This is a genomic window from Chimaeribacter sp. YP20170169 (assembly GCF_056739715.1).
Genome location: NZ_CP176824.1, coordinates 3,715,096 through 3,734,216, shown reverse-complemented (window position 1 = coordinate 3,734,216; position 19,121 = coordinate 3,715,096). Strand labels below are relative to the sequence as shown.

Annotated in this window: 13 protein-coding genes, 4 tRNA genes and 3 rRNA genes; 18 read left to right on the top strand and 2 right to left on the bottom strand. The window is 57.1% G+C overall.

Annotated features, from left to right (window positions below; translation table 11 throughout):
- The first annotated feature begins 53 nt into the window (after window positions 1-53).
- The 13 genes from btuB (at window position 54) to yjfF (ending at window position 13,435) form a co-directional block, all read left to right on the top strand.
- Window positions 54-1,904: a TonB-dependent vitamin B12 receptor BtuB gene (btuB, locus tag ACK3SD_RS17015; RefSeq protein WP_481126257.1), complete on the top strand. Its 1,851-nt coding sequence runs from the start codon at window positions 54-56 to the stop codon at window positions 1,902-1,904.
- On the top strand, window positions 1,849-2,715 hold the full coding sequence (gene murI, locus ACK3SD_RS17010) for a glutamate racemase (protein ID WP_481126256.1): 867 nt from the start codon (window positions 1,849-1,851) through the stop codon (window positions 2,713-2,715). The genes btuB and murI overlap by 56 nt, the downstream gene beginning before the upstream one ends.
- A gap of 396 nt (window positions 2,716-3,111) precedes the next feature.
- Window positions 3,112-4,651: ribosomal RNA gene (locus ACK3SD_RS17005) — 16S ribosomal RNA — on the top strand.
- A 69-nt stretch (window positions 4,652-4,720) separates the two neighbouring features.
- A tRNA-Ile gene (locus tag ACK3SD_RS17000) sits at window positions 4,721-4,797 on the top strand.
- 22 nt (window positions 4,798-4,819) lie between these two features.
- Window positions 4,820-4,895 (top strand) — tRNA-Ala (locus tag ACK3SD_RS16995).
- A 197-nt stretch (window positions 4,896-5,092) separates the two neighbouring features.
- Window positions 5,093-8,001: ribosomal RNA gene (locus ACK3SD_RS16990) — 23S ribosomal RNA — on the top strand.
- A gap of 87 nt (window positions 8,002-8,088) precedes the next feature.
- Window positions 8,089-8,204: ribosomal RNA gene (gene rrf, locus ACK3SD_RS16985) — 5S ribosomal RNA — on the top strand.
- The 16S, 23S and 5S rRNA genes sit together here with 4 tRNA genes alongside, the layout of an rRNA operon.
- Window positions 8,205-8,285: 81 nt before the next feature.
- Window positions 8,286-8,362, top strand: a tRNA-Asp gene (locus ACK3SD_RS16980).
- Between the two features lie 8 nt (window positions 8,363-8,370).
- Window positions 8,371-8,446 (top strand) — tRNA-Trp (locus ACK3SD_RS16975).
- Between the two features lie 431 nt (window positions 8,447-8,877).
- Window positions 8,878-9,834 carry a galactofuranose ABC transporter, galactofuranose-binding protein YtfQ gene (gene ytfQ, locus ACK3SD_RS16970; protein ID WP_137764697.1) on the top strand — a complete coding sequence of 319 codons (957 nt, stop codon included), beginning with the start codon at window positions 8,878-8,880 and terminating at the stop codon, window positions 9,832-9,834.
- 67 nt (window positions 9,835-9,901) lie between these two features.
- Window positions 9,902-11,407, top strand: coding sequence for a galactofuranose ABC transporter, ATP-binding protein YtfR (gene ytfR / locus ACK3SD_RS16965; protein ID WP_481126255.1), 1,506 nt, complete (start codon window positions 9,902-9,904; stop codon window positions 11,405-11,407).
- Window positions 11,408-11,417: 10 nt separating this feature from the next.
- A complete protein-coding gene (gene ytfT, locus ACK3SD_RS16960; protein ID WP_481126254.1) occupies window positions 11,418-12,437 on the top strand; it encodes a galactofuranose ABC transporter, ATP-binding protein YtfT in 1,020 nt (339 codons plus the stop codon).
- The gene (yjfF, locus tag ACK3SD_RS16955) at window positions 12,437-13,435 is read left to right on the top strand and encodes a galactofuranose ABC transporter, permease protein YjfF (protein WP_481126253.1); all 999 of its coding nucleotides are present in this window, start codon (window positions 12,437-12,439) and stop codon (window positions 13,433-13,435) included. Before ytfT ends, yjfF begins: the two co-directional genes overlap by 1 nt.
- Here yjfF and hdfR read toward each other — a convergent pair.
- Window positions 13,432-14,259: an HTH-type transcriptional regulator HdfR gene (hdfR, locus tag ACK3SD_RS16950; protein WP_481126252.1), complete on the bottom strand. Its 828-nt coding sequence runs from the start codon at window positions 14,257-14,259 to the stop codon at window positions 13,432-13,434. The genes yjfF and hdfR overlap by 4 nt on opposite strands.
- A gap of 119 nt (window positions 14,260-14,378) precedes the next feature.
- Here hdfR and ACK3SD_RS16945 point away from each other — a divergent pair, with 119 nt between their 5' ends.
- Window positions 14,379-14,717 (top strand): MaoP family protein, encoded by a 339-nt coding sequence (locus tag ACK3SD_RS16945; protein WP_137764692.1) that lies wholly within the window; start codon window positions 14,379-14,381, stop codon window positions 14,715-14,717.
- A 29-nt stretch (window positions 14,718-14,746) separates the two neighbouring features.
- On the opposite strand, the gene ACK3SD_RS16940 is transcribed toward ACK3SD_RS16945, so the two are convergent.
- Complete coding sequence (locus ACK3SD_RS16940) at window positions 14,747-16,270, bottom strand: YifB family Mg chelatase-like AAA ATPase (RefSeq protein ID WP_481126251.1); 1,524 nt, start codon at window positions 16,268-16,270, stop codon at window positions 14,747-14,749.
- A gap of 219 nt (window positions 16,271-16,489) precedes the next feature.
- Between ACK3SD_RS16940 and ACK3SD_RS16935 the strand changes: the two genes are divergently transcribed.
- The 4 genes from ACK3SD_RS16935 (at window position 16,490) to ilvM (ending at window position 19,110) form a co-directional block, all read left to right on the top strand.
- Window positions 16,490-16,828, top strand: coding sequence for a hypothetical protein (locus ACK3SD_RS16935; protein WP_481126250.1), 339 nt, complete (start codon window positions 16,490-16,492; stop codon window positions 16,826-16,828).
- A gap of 132 nt (window positions 16,829-16,960) precedes the next feature.
- Complete coding sequence (gene ilvL / locus ACK3SD_RS16930; RefSeq protein ID WP_072931242.1) at window positions 16,961-17,059, top strand: ilv operon leader peptide; 99 nt, start codon at window positions 16,961-16,963, stop codon at window positions 17,057-17,059.
- Between the two features lie 150 nt (window positions 17,060-17,209).
- Window positions 17,210-18,856, top strand: a complete 1,647-nt coding sequence (gene ilvG / locus ACK3SD_RS16925; protein ID WP_481126249.1) for an acetolactate synthase 2 catalytic subunit — start codon at window positions 17,210-17,212, stop codon at window positions 18,854-18,856.
- Window positions 18,853-19,110, top strand: a complete 258-nt coding sequence (ilvM, locus tag ACK3SD_RS16920) for an acetolactate synthase 2 small subunit (RefSeq protein ID WP_481126248.1) — start codon at window positions 18,853-18,855, stop codon at window positions 19,108-19,110. Before ilvG ends, ilvM begins: the two co-directional genes overlap by 4 nt.
- The last annotated feature ends 11 nt before the right edge of the window (window positions 19,111-19,121 follow it).

Below are 19,121 nucleotides of genomic sequence, written 5' to 3'. Positions count from 1 at the left end.
GTATACGTGGATGGCTCCCTGCGGCATCCTGCCAATTTTTGGATGCGTTTCGCATGACAATGAAAAAATCCTTGCTGTGGACTTCGCTGTTCGCCACGGCCTCTTCTGCCTGGGCGCAAGCATCGCCGGCAAATAATAACGATACCCTGGTCGTCACCGCTAACCGCTTCGCACAGCCGGTCTCCTCCGTGTTGGCACCGACCACGGTCGTGACGCGCGATGAGATCGATCGCTGGCAATCCACCACGTTGCTTGATGTGATGCGCCGCCTGCCGGGTGTGGATGTCGCGCAGAGCGGTGGCATGGGACAGCTCAGCTCGCTGTTCATCCGCGGCACCAACTTCAGCCATGTGCTGGTGCTGATGGATGGCATCCGCCTCAATCAGGCCGGTGTCAGCGGAGCCACCGACCTCAGCCAGATCCCGCTTTCGCTGGTGCAACGCATTGAGTATGTCCGTGGGCCGCGCTCCGCCGTTTATGGCTCCGATGCCCTCGGCGGCGTGGTCAACATCATCACCACCCGTGAGAAGAGCGGCACCACGCTCAACGCGGGCCTTGGCTCCAATGGCTACCAGTCCTACGATGCCGCCACCCAGCAGCAACTGGGCGAAGACACCATTGGCACGCTGGCTGGCAACTACACCTATACCAAAGGGTATGACGTGGTCGCCTACGGCAACACCGGCGCGCAGAGCCAGCAGGATCGCGATGGCTACCTGAGCAAAACCCTCTTCGGCTCGCTCCAGCATCAGTTCAATGAGAGCGTCAGTGGCTTTTTACGCGGCTATGGCTATGACAACCGCACCGACTATGACGCCTACTACACCGCGGCCACCGATCCGCTGGTGGACACCCGCCAGCTCTATAACCAGACTTGGGATGCTGGCCTGCGCTATCAGGAAGGGATCTACGCCACGCAACTGATCGGCAGCTATAGCCATACCAAGGACTATAACTACGATCCGCGTCAGGGGCGTTATGCCGCCTCCGCCTCACTGGATGACTCCCAGCAGTACAACCTGCAATGGGGTAATACCTTCCAACTGGGGCTGGGTTCCGTCAACGCCGGGCTGGACTGGCAGAAGCTGACCACCGAGCCGGGCACCAACTATCTGGCCAATGGCTATAACCAGCGCAACACCGGCCTCTACCTGACGGCGCAACAGCAGATCAGCGATGTCACGCTCGAGGGTGCCATTCGTGGGGATGACAACTCCCAATTTGGCTGGCACTCCACCTGGCAAACCAGCGCTGCATGGGAGTTCATCGACGGCTACCGTCTGATCGCCTCCTACGGCACCGCCTTCAAGGCTCCCAACCTCGGCCAACTCTACAGCGGCTATGGTGGCAACCCAGACCTGAACCCGGAAGAGAGTAAAGAGTGGGAAGGGGGCGTGGAGGGGCTAACTGGCCCGCTGAGTTGGCGCCTCTCCGCTTATCGTAATGACATCGACCAGATGATCGATTACGAAAACAACCGCTACTACAATGTCGGCAAGGTGCGAATCAAGGGTGTGGAGTGGACCGGCTCGCTGGAGACTGGCCCACTGCAGCACCAGTTGACGCTGGAGTATCTTGACCCGCGTGATGCCGATACCAATGAAGTGCTGGCGCGCCGTGCGAAACAGCAGGTGAAGTATCAGCTTGATTGGCAGGTGGAGGAGCTGGATTGGTCACTGACCTACCACTACCTCGGTAAGCGCTATGATACTGACTTCAGTACCTATGAGCGAAAACGTCTGGGTGGCGTCAGCCTGTGGGATCTCGCGGCCTCCTATCCGGTTACATCGCACCTGACCGTTCGTGGTAGAATTGCCAACCTGTTTGATAAAGATTATGAGACGGTTTATGGCTACGAAACACCAGGACGTGAATACTACCTCACTGGCAGCTATACCTTCTGACACCCTTTCAATAACCCCCCGGCCAACCGCCCTGGTCTTTGACTCCGGCGTCGGGGGGCTGTCGGTCTATCAGGAGATTCGGCAACTGCTGCCGGATCTCCACTATATCTATGCCTTCGACAATGTAGCTTTTCCCTATGGGGAGAAGTCAGAGGAGTTTATTGTCGAACGTGTGGTGGCCATTACCTCCGCGATCGCCCAGCGCCATCCCCTCTCTATTATTGTCGTGGCCTGCAATACCGCCAGCACCGTTACCCTGCCAGCCCTGCGGGAGCGTTTTAGCTGCCCGGTCGTGGGCGTGGTGCCCGCCATCAAGCCTGCCGCCAAGCTGACCCGCAACGGCGTGGTCGGGCTATTGGCGACCCGCGCCACTGTGCAACGCCCCTATACGCACGATCTGGTGGCGCGCTTCGCCACGGATTGCGAAATCCTGATGCTGGGATCAGCGGAGCTGGTGGAGATGGCGGAAGCGAAGCTGCATGGCGAAGAGGTATCGCTGGAGGCGCTGAAGAAGATTGTGCGGCCGTGGCTGCGTCGCCCGGAGCCGCCAGATACCGTGGTATTGGGCTGCACCCACTTTCCTCTATTAGCAGACGAGCTGAAACAGGTCATGCCGGATGGCACCCGGCTGGTGGATTCTGGCGCGGCTATCGCCCGGCGAACTGCCTGGCTGCTGGCCAATCAAGAAAATGCCTCTTTATCAGGAGAAGAGAACCTGGCGTACTGCATGGCGTTCACCGCAGAAATTGACTCGCTGCGGCCGGTTTTGGCCGATTATGGTTTCAAAAGCATCAAAAAATTGTCACTTTAGCAGCGTGTTGATTATTTGTTGAGCGGTTGAATAATTTTTTAAAATTAGGGGTTGCGGCCTGCCGAGAACTCCCTATAATGCGCCTCCACTGACCGGGAACAACGACCAACACGTCGCCGGGTCAGCGGAGAGGCCCTCGGCGGAGACGCTGAAAACACTAGAAAATAGTGCTTGACTCTCCGGTGGGAAAGCGTAATATGTGCCTCCCACGTTACCGAAACGAAACGGTAACGACTGCTCTTTAACAATTTATCAGACAATCTGTGTGGGCACTCACAAGACGATATCAAGCATCTTCGGATGCACAAAATATTAAGTCTTGAAGAGTGACTAACTGAAGTAAAATTCAAACAGTAACCTTTGAGCATCGCTACCTTGTGTAGCACATCAAGCTTTTAATTGAAGAGTTTGATCATGGCTCAGATTGAACGCTGGCGGCAGGCCTAACACATGCAAGTCGAGCGGCAGCGGGAAGTAGCTTGCTACTTTGCCGGCGAGCGGCGGACGGGTGAGTAATGTCTGGGGATCTGCCTGATGGAGGGGGATAACTACTGGAAACGGTAGCTAATACCGCATAACGTCGCAAGACCAAAGCGGGGACCTTCGGGCCTCGCGCCATCAGATGAACCCAGATGGGATTAGCTAGTAGGTGGGGTAATGGCTCACCTAGGCGACGATCCCTAGCTGGTCTGAGAGGATGACCAGCCACACTGGAACTGAGACACGGTCCAGACTCCTACGGGAGGCAGCAGTGGGGAATATTGCACAATGGGGGAAACCCTGATGCAGCCATGCCGCGTGTATGAAGAAGGCCTTCGGGTTGTAAAGTACTTTCAGCGAGGAGGAAGGCGGTAAGGTTAATAACCTTACCGATTGACGTTACTCGCAGAAGAAGCACCGGCTAACTCCGTGCCAGCAGCCGCGGTAATACGGAGGGTGCAAGCGTTAATCGGAATTACTGGGCGTAAAGCGCACGCAGGCGGTTTGTTAAGTCAGATGTGAAATCCCCGAGCTTAACTTGGGAACTGCATTTGAAACTGGCAAGCTAGAGTCTCGTAGAGGGGGTAGAATTCCAGGTGTAGCGGTGAAATGCGTAGAGATCTGGAGGAATACCGGTGGCGAAGGCGGCCCCCTGGACGAAGACTGACGCTCAGGTGCGAAAGCGTGGGGAGCAAACAGGATTAGATACCCTGGTAGTCCACGCTGTAAACGATGTCGATTTGGAGGTTGTGCCCTTGAGGCGTGGCTTCCGGAGCTAACGCGTTAAATCGACCGCCTGGGGAGTACGGCCGCAAGGTTAAAACTCAAATGAATTGACGGGGGCCCGCACAAGCGGTGGAGCATGTGGTTTAATTCGATGCAACGCGAAGAACCTTACCTACTCTTGACATCCAGAGAACTTGGCAGAGATGCCTTGGTGCCTTCGGGAACTCTGAGACAGGTGCTGCATGGCTGTCGTCAGCTCGTGTTGTGAAATGTTGGGTTAAGTCCCGCAACGAGCGCAACCCTTATCCTTTGTTGCCAGCGATTCGGTCGGGAACTCAAAGGAGACTGCCGGTGATAAACCGGAGGAAGGTGGGGATGACGTCAAGTCATCATGGCCCTTACGAGTAGGGCTACACACGTGCTACAATGGCGCATACAAAGAGAAGCGAACTCGCGAGAGCAAGCGGACCTCATAAAGTGCGTCGTAGTCCGGATTGGAGTCTGCAACTCGACTCCATGAAGTCGGAATCGCTAGTAATCGTGGATCAGAATGCCACGGTGAATACGTTCCCGGGCCTTGTACACACCGCCCGTCACACCATGGGAGTGGGTTGCAAAAGAAGTAGGTAGCTTAACCTTCGGGAGGGCGCTTACCACTTTGTGATTCATGACTGGGGTGAAGTCGTAACAAGGTAACCGTAGGGGAACCTGCGGTTGGATCACCTCCTTACCTAGAGATATTTGACTGTGCAGTGCTCACACAGATTGTCTGATGAAATTCGAGCAGAAATACCTTTATAGGCTTGTAGCTCAGGTGGTTAGAGCGCACCCCTGATAAGGGTGAGGTCGGTGGTTCAAGTCCACTCAGGCCTACCACAAAGGTATCTTAAGACTGCACGGGGCTATAGCTCAGCTGGGAGAGCGCCTGCCTTGCACGCAGGAGGTCAGCGGTTCGATCCCGCTTAGCTCCACCATCTCGTACGGTCTGAATAATAGTTCTGAGTATACTGGCAACAGTATGCTGTGAAGTATTTGCTCTTTAACAATCTGGAACAAGCTGAAAATTGAAACCTTACAGCCCTGTCTCTCTCCGTAGAAGTTCTGAGAGATGGCGCATGTAAGAGAGTCTCTCAAATAATCACATCCTGATGGAAACATCTTCGGGTTGTGAGGTTAAGCGACTAAGCGTACACGGTGGATGCCTAGGCAGTCAGAGGCGATGAAGGGCGTGCTAATCTGCGATAAGCGTCGGTAAGCTGATATGAAGCGTTATACCCGACGATACCCGAATGGGGAAACCCAGTGTGATACGTCACACTATCTCTGCATGAATACATAGTGCAGTGAGGCGAACCGGGGGAACTGAAACATCTAAGTACCCCGAGGAAAAGAAATCAACCGAGATTCCCCCAGTAGCGGCGAGCGAACGGGGAACAGCCCAGAACCTGAATCAGTTTGTGTGTTAGTGGAAGCGTCTGGAAAGTCGCACAGTAAAGGGTGATAGTCCCGTACACAAAAATACACAGGCTGTGAGTTCGATGAGTAGGGCGGGACACGTGACATCCTGTCTGAATATGGGGGGACCATCCTCCAAGGCTAAATACTCCTGACTGACCGATAGTGAACCAGTACCGTGAGGGAAAGGCGAAAAGAACCCCGGCGAGGGGAGTGAAATAGAACCTGAAACCGTGTACGTACAAGCAGTGGGAGCCTTGATTTATCAGGGTGACTGCGTACCTTTTGTATAATGGGTCAGCGACTTATATTTTGTAGCAAGGTTAACCGAATAGGGGAGCCGTAGGGAAACCGAGTCTTAACTGGGCGTCTAGTTGCAAGGTATAGACCCGAAACCCGGTGATCTAGCCATGGGCAGGTTGAAGGTTGGGTAACACTAACTGGAGGACCGAACCGACTAATGTTGAAAAATTAGCGGATGACTTGTGGCTGGGGGTGAAAGGCCAATCAAACCGGGAGATAGCTGGTTCTCCCCGAAAGCTATTTAGGTAGCGCCTCGTGAATTTATCTTCGGGGGTAGAGCACTGTTTCGGCTAGGGGGCCACCCCGGCTTACCAACCCGATGCAAACTGCGAATACCGAAGAATATTATCACGGGAGACACACGGCGGGTGCTAACGTCCGTCGTGAAGAGGGAAACAACCCAGACCGCCAGCTAAGGTCCCAAAGTCATGGTTAAGTGGGAAACGATGTGGGAAGGCATAGACAGCCAGGATGTTGGCTTAGAAGCAGCCATCATTTAAAGAAAGCGTAATAGCTCACTGGTCGAGTCGGCCTGCGCGGAAGATGTAACGGGGCTAAACCATGCACCGAAGCTGCGGCAGCGACGCTTAGGCGTTGTTGGGTAGGGGAGCGTTCTGTAAGCCTGCGAAGGTGGACTGTGAGGTCTGCTGGAGGTATCAGAAGTGCGAATGCTGACATAAGTAACGATAAAGCGGGTGAAAAGCCCGCTCGCCGGAAGACCAAGGGTTCCTGTCCAACGTTAATCGGGGCAGGGTGAGTCGACCCCTAAGGCGAGGCTGAAAAGCGTAGTCGATGGGAAACAGGTTAATATTCCTGTACTTGGTGTTACTGCGAAGGGGGACGGAGAAGGCTAGGCTGGCCAGGCGACGGTTGTCCTGGTTTAAGCGTGTAGGGGGAGAAGGCAGGTAAATCCGCTTTCTTATTAACCCTGAGGCGCAATGACGAGCCACTACGGTGGTGAAGTAGCTGATGCCCTGCTTCCAGGAAAAGCCTCTAAGCTCCAGGTAACACGAAATCGTACCCCAAACCGACACAGGTGGTCAGGTAGAGAATACTCAGGCGCTTGAGAGAACTCGGGTGAAGGAACTAGGCAAAATGGTGCCGTAACTTCGGGAGAAGGCACGCTGGCACGTAGGTGAAGGGACTTGCTCCCGGAGCTGAAGCCAGTCGCAGATACCAGCTGGCTGCAACTGTTTAATAAAAACACAGCACTGTGCAAACACGAAAGTGGACGTATACGGTGTGACGCCTGCCCGGTGCCGGAAGGTTAATTGATGGGGTTAGCGGCAACGCGAAGCTCTTGATCGAAGCCCCGGTAAACGGCGGCCGTAACTATAACGGTCCTAAGGTAGCGAAATTCCTTGTCGGGTAAGTTCCGACCTGCACGAATGGCGTAATGATGGCCAGGCTGTCTCCACCCGAGACTCAGTGAAATTGAACTCGCTGTGAAGATGCAGTGTACCCGCGGCAAGACGGAAAGACCCCGTGAACCTTTACTATAGCTTGACACTGAACATTGAGCCTTGATGTGTAGGATAGGTGGGAGGCTTTGAAGTGTGGACGCCAGTCTGCATGGAGCCAACCTTGAAATACCACCCTTTAATGTTTGATGTTCTAACTCGGCCCCGTTATCCGGGGTGAGGACAGTGTCTGGTGGGTAGTTTGACTGGGGCGGTCTCCTCCTAAAGAGTAACGGAGGAGCACGAAGGTTAGCTAATCACGGTCGGACATCGTGAGGTTAGTGCAAAGGCATAAGCTAGCTTGACTGCGAGAGTGACGGCTCGAGCAGGTGCGAAAGCAGGTCTTAGTGATCCGGTGGTTCTGAATGGAAGGGCCATCGCTCAACGGATAAAAGGTACTCCGGGGATAACAGGCTGATACCGCCCAAGAGTTCATATCGACGGCGGTGTTTGGCACCTCGATGTCGGCTCATCACATCCTGGGGCTGAAGTAGGTCCCAAGGGTACGGCTGTTCGCCGTTTAAAGTGGTACGCGAGCTGGGTTTAGAACGTCGTGAGACAGTTCGGTCCCTATCTGCCGTGGGCGTTGGAAGATTGAGAGGGGTTGCTCCTAGTACGAGAGGACCGGAGTGAACGCACCACTGGTGTTCGGGTTGTCATGCCAATGGCACTGCCCGGTAGCTAAGTGCGGAAAAGATAAGCGCTGAAAGCATCTAAGCGCGAAACTTGCCTCAAGATGAGTCTTCCCTGGGGCCTTGAGCCCCTGAAGGGACGTTTAAGACGAAGACGTTGATAGGCCGGATGTGTAAGTGCAGCGATGCATTGAGCTAACCGGTACTAATGACCCGTGAGGCTTAACCTTACAACACCGAAGGTGTTTTTAGAGACACGATATTCAGCTTGGTTCAGATATCTGATGGCCCAGTGGGCGGTCAGAGCACAGAATTTGCCTGGCGGCACGAGCGCGGTGGTCCCACCTGACCCCATGCCGAACTCAGAAGTGAAACGCCGTAGCGCCGATGGTAGTGTGGGGTCTCCCCATGCGAGAGTAGGGAACAGCCAGGCATCCAATTTAGCGTCTGTCGACAGACAGACCAGTGACACCGGTTAACAGAATGACCTCTCTGTTAACGTAAAAGAATCGGTGGTGCGGTAGTTCAGTCGGTTAGAATACCGGCCTGTCACGCCGGGGGTCGCGGGTTCGAGTCCCGTCCGCACCGCCACCCTATTTAGGGGCGTAGTTCAATTGGTAGAGCACCGGTCTCCAAAACCGGGTGTTGGGAGTTCGAGTCTCTCCGCCCCTGCCAGATAAAAACCCTTCGCTAACGCGAAGGGTTTTTTTTCGTCTGTCGATCGACAATAGGATCGCGCCTTTTTCATTTCTCTTCCTTCACTCTCTTCTCTTTTTACTTTCTCCGCTCATCTTCTCCGCACATTGCTTCATTCTTATTCATTCCACTCTTTTGCCGCGTACGGTATCGTTCCCTTTGTAGCCTGTTTTTGCTGAAGATATGTACAAACCGATTGTTCTATAGGGATGTGATCCTGCTCATTATTCATTTCTCACAATGTACTAGAACTAATCATCATCCTGAGTCAGTGCGCCTTTGGAAACGGGATCCTCGCCCGTTTTTCCGGCCTGACGCGACAGCGCCAGACCTTGCTGAGCGATGAATATCTGATGTACCCAACACCATGATAAACAGCGTAGCCAAAGACTACCCGCAAGGAGAAAAATATGTACAGGCGATTACTGATAGCGGCTGCGGTAGCATCCGCGCTTTGTGGTACCGCACAAGCGGAAAAACTGGTGGTAGGTTTTTCCCAAATAGGATCTGAATCTGGATGGCGTTCTGCCGAGACTAAAGTCTCCAAGCTGGAAGCGGAGAAGCGTGGCATCACGTTAAAGATCGCGGATGCCCAACAAAAGCAAGAGAACCAGATTAAAGCGGTGCGCTCCTTCATTGCCCAGGGCGTTGACGCCATTTTCATCGCGCCCGTGGTGGCGACAGGCTGGGCGCCAGTACTTACCGAAGCCAAAGAGGCCAATATCCCGGTCTTCCTGCTGGATCGTACCATTGAAGTTAGCGATCCCTCCCTGTACACCGCAGCCATCGCCTCTGACAGCGTCCACGAAGGCGAAGTGGCAGGCCAATGGCTGGTGAAAGAGGTGGCTGGCAAGCCCTGTAATGTGGTCGAACTGCAAGGCACCGTGGGTGCCAGCGTAGCGATTAACCGCAAGAAAGGGTTTGCCGAAGGCATCGCTTCCGCGCCAGACATCAAGATTATTCGCTCCCAATCCGGCGACTTTACCCGCAGTAAGGGGAAAGAGGTGATGGAGAGCTTTATCAAAGCCGAGCAGAACGGCAAGAACATCTGCGCGGTGTATGCGCATAACGACGACATGGCAATTGGTGCCATTCAGGCCATCAAAGAGGCGGGTCTGAAGCCCGGTTCACAGATCAAAGTGGTGTCGATTGATGGCGTGCCAGACATCTACAAAGCCATGCTGAATGGCGAGGCCAATGCTTCGGTGGAACTTACCCCCAATATGGCGGGGCCAGCCTTTGACGCGCTGCTGGCGCTGAAAGAGAAGGGTACCCAGCCGCCCAAATTTATCCAGACCGCTTCTACCCTGATGCTGCCCGATACCGCGCAAAAAGAGTATGACCTGAAAAAGGACATGGGCTACTGATGGGTTGCCGGCATGGCCGACCATGCCGGCACCTTTGACCTCATTTGCACCAACACCAGGGGGAAGCATGGCGAATCCTCAACATGAGCTTTTACTGGAGGTTCGCGGCTTATCCGTTGAATTTCCGGGCGTCAAAGCCCTGCAACAGGTTGATTTCAGTTTGAGGCGTGGGGAGATCGTCGCCCTGCTGGGAGAGAATGGCGCGGGGAAATCAACCCTCATCAAAGCCCTGACCGGTGTCTACCGTCGCTCGGAGGGCACTATCCTCCTGGAAGGCGAGCCGGTGGAACCGCTCAGCACCGCGCAGGCACAGGCGCTAGGCATAGGTACGGTCTATCAGGAGGTGAATTTGCTGCCGAACATTTCGGTGGCTGCCAATCTGTTTATTGGCCGCGAGCCAACCCGCTTCGGCATGGTCAATCAGGGAAAAATGGAGCGCCAGGCGCGTGAACTACTGACGGGTTATGGCCTGCATCTTGACGTCAGCCAGCCGCTCTCCACCTACTCGATTGCCATCCAACAAATCGTGGCGATTGCCCGGGCGGTGGATCTCTCCGCCAAGGTACTGATTCTGGATGAACCGACCGCCAGCCTGGATGCCAAAGAGGTCACCATGCTGCTGGGGATCCTGGCACAACTTCGCGATCGCGGCCTGGCGATGATTTTTGTGACGCACTTTCTCGATCAGGTCTACCGCATCAGCGATCGCATCACGGTGCTGCGCAATGGCTCGCTGGTCGGCACCCGCGATACGGCGGAACTGCCGCGGCTGGAACTGGTACAGATGATGCTGGGGCACAGCTTTGATGAATCACTGCTTAAGCGTGGTGAGCATGATGCCGTACAGGGCGAGCCGTTGGTGGAGTTTAGCCAGTATGGCCGTCGCGGTTTGATAGAGAATTTTGATCTGGCGGTACGGCCGGGGGAAATTGTTGGTCTGGCTGGCCTGCTTGGGTCAGGGCGTACCGAAACCGCCCAACTGATTTTCGGCATCAAAAAGCATGACTCCGGCCACGCCAAGGTGAAGGGGCGGGCCGTGCGGGTCACGACCCCGCGTAAGGCCGCGCGGCTGGGCTTTGGTTACTGTCCGGAGGATCGCAAGACCGATGGCATCATTGGCGCGGCTACGGTTCGTGAGAACATCATTCTGGCGCTTCAGGCGCAGCGCGGTTGGCTGCGACCCATCCCCCTCAAAGAGCAGCAGCAACTGGCGACGCACTTCATTAAGTTGTTGGGCATCCGTACCCCCGGCCCGGAACAGGAGATCCAGTATCTCTCTGGCGGCAACCAGCAAAAGGTGCTGCTCTCACGCTGGCTGGCGACCCAACCCAAATTCCTGATCCTGGATGAGCCAACGCGCGGCATTGACGTTGGCGCCCATGCCGAGATTATCCGGCTGATTGAAAAGCTGTGCGCCGACGGGCTGGCGCTGCTGGTGATCTCCTCAGAGCTAGAGGAACTGGCTGGCTATGCAGACCGTATTGTAGTCCTGCGTGACCGCCGCCACATTACCCAGCTGGAACAGCGAGACATTAGCGTCCCGGCCATCATGCAAGCCATTGCCGTCCAGTAAGGAGCCTACCATGAGCCACAGGAGCGTACTGATGACCGGCAATCCTCGCAAAATACGCTGGGTACTGCCCAAAGGCGCGACGCAGTTTGGGGCGCTGGCCATCATCCTATTGATTGATAGCCTGGTTGCGCCGCACTTTTTCTCTATCCATATTCAGGATGGCCGCCTGTTTGGCAGTCTGGTGGACATCTTCAACCGTGGCGCGCCGGTGGCGTTGCTGGCACTGGGCATGACGCTGGTGATCGCCACCGGCGGCATTGACCTCTCGGTCGGGGCAGTGATGGCGATCGCTGGTGCTACTGCCGCCACCCTTACCAGCCACGGTTACCCGCTCGGCATGGTGTTGCCTGCGGCGCTGGCGGTCGGGGCAATCTGCGGGCTATGGAACGGCTTTCTGGTGGCGGTACTGCAAATCCAGCCGATTGTCGCCACCCTGATGCTGATGGTGGCGGGCCGGGGCATCGCCCAGCTGATCACCGAAGGGCAAATTGTCACCTTTGAGAGCGGCGCGCTCTCGCACCTCGGCAGTGGGGCGCTGTTCTACCTGCCGATGCCGATCATCATCGCATTCGCCATGCTGATCGCCGTCTGGGTACTGACGCGCAAAACCGCGCTGGGGCTGTTTATTGAGTCGGTCGGCATCAACTTACGCTCGGCCTACAATGCTGGCGTCAATACCCGGCTGGTGTTGGTGGCCGTGTATGTGATCTGCGGTATCTGTGCCGCCGTGGCCGGGGTGATTGTCACGGCAGATATCCGTGGTGCGGATGCCAATAACGCCGGCCTGTGGCTGGAATTAGACGCCATCCTGGCGGTGGTGATTGGCGGCGGCTCGCTATTGGGTGGCCGCTTCAACCTGCTGCTGTCGGTGATTGGCGCGCTGATCATCCAAGGGATGAATACCGGGATCTTACTCTCCGGCTTCAAACCGGAATTCAATCTGGTGCTGAAAGCGTTGGTGGTGCTGGCGGTACTGGTAGTGCAGTCACCGCGTGTCTCCCTACGCAACCTGTTACGGAGAAAGCCCTGATGCTCAAGCGCAACTTTCCCCTGCTGATCACGATTGTGGTCTTTGTTCTTGGCTATGCCTACTGCCTGAGCCAGTTCCCGGGCTTCGCCTCCACGCGCGTCATTGGCGACCTGCTGACAGACAACGCCTTCCTCGGCATCGTGGCGGTGGGCATGACCTTTGTCATTCTCTCTGGCGGCATCGATCTCTCTGTTGGCTCCGTGATCGCCTTTACCGGTGTCCTGCTGGCCAAACTGATTGGTGATATGGGCATCAACCCCTTCGTCGCCTTCGGCATGGTCTTGGTGATGGGGGCGATGTTTGGCGGCCTGATGGGGTGGATCATCGACACCCTGAAACTGCCTGCCTTTATCATCACGCTGGCGGGCATGTTCTTTATCCGCGGCATGAGTTTTATCGTCTCCGAGGAGTCACTGCCTATCGATCACCCAGCCTATAGCGCACTGGCGAGCTTTGCCTGGAAGATGCCCGGCGGTGGACGTTTTACGCTGCTGGCGCTGGTGATGCTGCTTGTCGTGGCGATCGGCATTGTGCTGGCGCACCGCACCCGGTTCGGCAACAACGTCTACGCCATCGGCGGCAATGCGCTGTCGGCGGCGCTGATGGGCGTGCCGGTCAGAAAGACCACCATCTATATCTACATGCTCTCCAGCACGCTGGCGGTGCTCTCTGGCATTGTCTTCTCGCTCTATACCTCGGCGGGCTATGCGCTGGCGGCCAGCGGCGTTGAATTAGATGCCATCGCGGCGGTGGTGATTGGTGGCACGCTGTTGAGCGGCGGGGTGGGCACGGTACTGGGCAGCCTGTTCGGTGTGATGATTCAGGGCCTGATCCAGACCTATATCACCTTTGACGGCACGCTCAGCTCCTGGTGGACCAAAATTGTCATTGGCATTCTGCTGTTTGCCTTTATCGGCTTGCAGAAGGGGCTAAGCGTCTTTTGGGCGGCGCGGCGGGCAAAACCCCGCCATCCCCGGCCCAAGGCCGCCACGCCCTAGACTTCGGTTTTCACCGGGCTTTTGAGCAAAAGGCGGATCAGCGCATGTTGGTCACTGTTCTGCAACCAGACAGCGTAGAGCGGGCGCACCAGCGTCGGCACGTCGTCATTGATCTCCAGCCGTGGGTAGAGTCTGGCCCAGTGGCTCGGCAGGAAGGCGCAGCCGCCGTTGCTCTCCAGCAACTGGCGGGTCAGGTGGGCCGAGGTGGTGGTCAGCATCGGCTCCTGATCATTGGAGATAATCCGATTTTCATGCTGGGTGAAGTCCGCGCCCCACTCCAAACGGATGTAGTGCTTGCGCGCCAGCGGACCGCTCTGCGCGCCGGTGAACAGGCGCAAGGAAAAGTTGCCCAGCAGCTGGCTGGATAGCTCATCCATCTTCGGCTGCTCGGTCGTAATCAGCAGATCCAATTCCCGCTCATGCAACTGCTTCACCAGTGAATGGCGCAAGGCAACGCGCGCTTCCAGCTGGAGGGAGTTGTGCGCCTGATAGAGGGTTTGCAGCCAGGAGGTAAGGAACGCCTCCCACAGCGAGGCCGTGGCGCCAATGGAGAGCTCCGCATGGTGCAGCGAACGCACCACCTCTTTCTTGGCCTGCTGCCAGGTACTCATCAGGCTCTCTGCATAGGGCAGCAGCCGTTCGCCGGCGGGCGTCAGACGGATGTTATTGCGGTGGCGGGTAAACAGATTCGCGCCGAGCTGATTTTCCAGCTGGCGAATGCGAAAACTGACCGCTGACTGGGTTAGATAGAGAGATTCCGCCGCCCGACCAAAATGGCGAGTTCTACTGACCTCCAGAAAGGTTTTCAGTAATTCCGTGTCCACACCCATCTCCAATATTTTTTGTCGTATAGATTTAAATGTTTTGTTTTACAGGATGTCAAGCCTAACTAATACTCCGCGCCATAAACAGCACGGCCATGAGAGAATTAGGAGCGTGTCAGATGGCGGAAAGCTTCACCACGACAAATCGATTTTTTGATAACAAACACTACCCGCGCGGGTTCTCCCGCCACGGCGATTTCACCATTAAAGAGGCGCAATTGCTAGAACGCCACGGCCATGCTTTCAACGAGCTGGACCTGGGGAGCCGCGATCCAGTCACTGACGAAGAGGTGCAATTTGTCGCAGTGTGCCGCGGCGAGCGTGAGCCGACGTCAGAAGCTGAAAAGGTGTGGACGAAATACGTGACCCGTATCCGGCGTCCGAAGCGTTTCCATACGCTGTCTGGCGGTAAACCGCAAATGGATACCGTCGAAGACTACACCGAAAGCGACGACTAAGCATCAACGGGGCCAGTGGCCCCGTTTTTTTATGCGCTCTGTTGGTGCAGGGTTAAGAGTAGTCGATCCATGCAGCGATAGCTGAGCGCCTCAGCCAGATGTGTGCGAGCGATCGCGGGCAGCCCCTCCAAATCGGCCAGCGTGCGAGCCACCTTCAAGATGCGGTGCCAGGCGCGCACGGAAAGCCCGAGTTTATTGAGCACCCCCTCAAGAAACGCGGCATCCGCCGCAGGCAGCATACAGTCGCGATCAATCTCGCGGTTGCCCAGCAGGGCGTTGATCTTGCCAGCCCGCGCCAGTTGACGCTCACGGGCCGCCAGCACCCGCTGGCGCACCTCCTGACTGCTGGCCCCCACCGGCCGCTGGCCGCTCAAGGTGCCGGGCGGCAACAGTGGCACCTCAATCGACAGGTCGAAGCGGTCGAGGAAGGGGCCAGAGAGCTGGCCCAGATAGCGCAACACCTGCTGCGAGGACGTCCGGTGATGGATGCCCTGATAGTGGCCGGTCGGGCTGGGGTTCATGGCGGCAATCAGCTGTACGCGGGCCGGGAAGCAGATTTTTGCCCGCGCCCGCGAAATTACGATTTCCCCAGACTCCAGCGGCTCGCGCAGCGCATCCAGTACCCGGCGCTCAAATTCCGGCAGTTCATCCAGAAACAGCACGCCATTGTGGGCCAGTGAGATCTCGCCGGGACGCGGCAGGGAGCCACCCCCGACCAGCGCTGCCGCCGAGGCGCTATGGTGCGGCGCACGGAACGGGCGCACTCGCCAGTTGTGGGCGGTATGGGGGCTGCCCACCAGACTGGCGATGGCGCTGCTCTCCAGTGCCTCGCTTTCGGTTAAGGGCGGCAGCAGTCCTGCCAGCCTGGCCGCCAGCATACTTTTGCCGGTGCCGGGCGGCCCCAGCAGCAGCAAGTTATGGCCGCCCGCGGCCGCGATCTCCAGCGCCCGCTTGGCTTGCTCCTGCCCGATGATCTCATTGAGATCCGGCGCACCGGGTGGGCTTTCTGGCAGGGCCGACGGCTGCACGGCGGGCAGGGTGGTGCTCCCTTGCAGGAAGTGGCACACCTGCAACAGGGAGGTTGCCACCAGCGCGCTCCCTTCGGCCAGCAGCGCCATCTCTGCCCCGTTGTCAGCTGGCAGGATCAGCTGCCGGCCAGCCTTTACCCCTGCCAGTGCCGCCGGAATGGCGCCGTTCACGCCGCGTAAGTCACCGGAGAGCGCCAGCTCCCCAAGGAACTCATAGTGCGCCAGCCGCTCAGCCTTAAGCTGCTCCGAGGCAATCAGGATGGCCAGGGCAATCGGCAGATCGTAGCGACCGCCCTCCTTAGGCAGGTCAGCTGGCGCGAGGTTGACGGTGATGCGCCGGGCCGGGAACTCAAACCCGCTGTTGATGAGCGCGCTACGTACCCGGTCACGCGCCTCCTTGACGGTGGTCTCCGGCAGGCCCACCAGCGTCAGGGCGGGCAGGCCGTTGCTGATGTGCACCTCGATCGTCACCTCCGGGGCCTGAATGCCAAGCGTGGCGCGGGTCGCGACAATGGCCAGGGTCATGTTGCCTCCTTGCAGAAAAGCGCATCATGCCGACCCAATGGGCGCAAGCCAAGCCACCTATCTTCGTGTTGGGAAGTGTTTTCCAGCAAAGCGTTGCGGGTTGCTGCATTACCAAACGTTTTGCGAGCCTGCTCCCAGCACCAGCCACTTTCTACAAGGCGAATACCCTGAGATCTTCATAAAACTGCCTTCGTCCTGATCGATGCCGTTACTTGCCTTATGCTGACATTTATCCGCTTTTTTTGGCGCGAGTGGCTGACTTGCTTCTATCGGGTAGTGGCTTGCCAGTTTCTCGCCACGGCTCACAGGCGATTTACCTGTAAATCCTACACGTTCAGCGAAATTTGGTTATCTTTCCACGCTGTTGGCGACACTATTTTGCCACTTGCTGGCCTTCTCTTTGTGGACGTGCGCGGGGGCAATGGTGTGTGCTATTGCAAACACGCCATTCCTGATTGCGCTTGTGCCTTCTCCGGCAGCATTCTGGTAATGATGAGCAAAGATGCAAAAAATTCATCTGCGAAAAGTGCGTCAATTAAGCAGCAGGCTAATGTTTGATTTCATTAGAGATTATTAAGATGTTAACTAATGTTTGATTAATGGTAACGCAAAAAAAGTATTGTCAGGCGGCCGAAGGCTGTGATAACTCTGTAGACATTAATTCGACAGATAAGAGTGTCAGACCCGTTTATGAAAGCCCTATTCCAAGTGGTTAGCCTAGTCGTGATTAGCGTGGTGGTGATTATTATCCCACCGTGCGGGGCTGCACTTGGACGAAGAAAGGCTTAGAAAACAAGTCTGAAACGAAAGAGAACCCCCGCACCTCACGGTCCGGGGGTTTTTTTATGGCCGGTGTAAAGAGCAATCAGTGAAGCGAGGACAGAAGATGAACAACAGCATAATATTCTGCGCTTCCCGCACAAAGGCGGGGGAATAACCATGAATGGTGCACAGTGGGTTGTACAAGCGTTGCGCGCACAGGGAGTGAACACGGTATTCGGCTACCCAGGTGGCGCGATCATGCCGGTATACGATGCGCTGTATGACGGCGGTGTCGAGCACCTGCTGTGCCGCCATGAGCAGGGTGCGGCGATGGCTGCCATCGGTTATGCCCGTGCCACCGGCAAAGTGGGCGTCTGCATCGCCACCTCTGGCCCCGGCGCCACCAACCTGATCACCGGCCTGGCGGATGCCCTGTTGGATTCAGTGCCGATCGTCGCTATCACCGGCCAGGTCGGTTCAGCGCTGATCGGCACTGACGCCTTCCAGGAGATTGACGTCCTCGGCCTGTCACTGGCCTGCACCAAACACAGCTTCCTGGTGGAGTCGCTGGAGGCGTTGCCCGGCATTATGGCTGAGGCCTTTGCCATCGCCGCCAGCGGCCGCCCCGGCCCGGTTCTGATCGACATCCCGAAAGATATCCAGCTGGCGGTGGGTGATTTGGCCCCGCATCTGGTGCCGGTAGAAGAGCAGACCGCTCACCCGGCCGCCGAGCTGGAGCAGGCGCGCGCGCTGTTGGCGCAGGCGCGCCAGCCGATCCTCTACGTGGGTGGCGGCGTGGGCATGGCGCAGGCCGTGCCAGCGCTGCGTGATTTCATCGCCACAACTGATATCCCTACCGTCGCTACCCTGAAAGGGCTGGGCGCGCCAGATGCCACCCACCCCTGCTATTTGGGGATGCTGGGGATGCACGGCACCAAGGCCGCCAACCTGGCGGTGCAGTCCTGCGATCTGCTGATCGCCGTCGGCGCGCGCTTTGATGACCGGGTGACCGGCAAGCTGAACGCCTTCGCCCCCCACGCCAAGGTGATCCACATGGACATTGACCCGGCGGAGATGAACAAGCTGCGTCAGGCGCATGTGGCGTTGCAGGGTGACCTGAAAACCCTGCTGCCAGCGCTGCAACAGCCGCTGGCGATCGACGGCTGGCGGCACGAGGTGATGGCACTGAAAGCGGCCAACGGCTGGCGCTATGACCACCCCGGCGAGGCGATCTACGCGCCGCTGTTCCTGAAACAGCTCTCTGACCGGATGCCAGCCAACACCGTGGTGACCACCGACGTCGGCCAGCACCAGATGTGGACGGCACAGCACATGACCTTTGACCGCCCGGAGAACTTCATCACCTCCAGCGGCCTCGGCACTATGGGCTTCGGTGTGCCGGCGGCGGTGGGCGCACAGGTGGCGCGCCCGGATGACATGGTGATCTGCGTCTCTGGCGACGGCTCCTTCATGATGAACGTGCAGGAGCTGGGCACCATCAAGCGCAAGCAGCTGCCGCTGAAGATCGTGCTGCTGGACAACCAGCGCCTCGGCATGGTGCGCCAGTGGCAGGAGCTGTTCTTCGATGGCCGCTTCAGCGAGACCAACCTGTCCGACAACCCTGATTTCCTGACGCTGGCCTCTGCCTTCGGCATTCCGGGGCAGCGTATCAGCCGTAAAGAGGAGGTCGATGCCGCCCTGGATGCCCTCTACCAGAACACCGGCCCCTATCTGCTCCAGGTTTCCATCGACGAAAACGAGAACGTCTGGCCGCTGGTGCCGCCAGGCGCAGGCAACGAATCTATGTTGGAGAAAATGTCATGATGCAGCATCAGGTTTCCATCCAAGCCCGCTTCCGCCCAGAGATGTTAGAACGTGTCCTGCGCGTGGTGCGCCACCGCGGTTTTCAGGTTTGCGCGATGAACATGGACCAGAGCGCGAACAGCGACAACATTAATATTGAATTGACCGTTGCCAGCCAACGGCCGGTGGATTTACTGTCTAGTCAGTTAAGCAAACTGATGGATGTCGCCCGCGTCGAGATCCAACAACACACATCACAACAAATACGCGCCTAAGGCGTACGAAA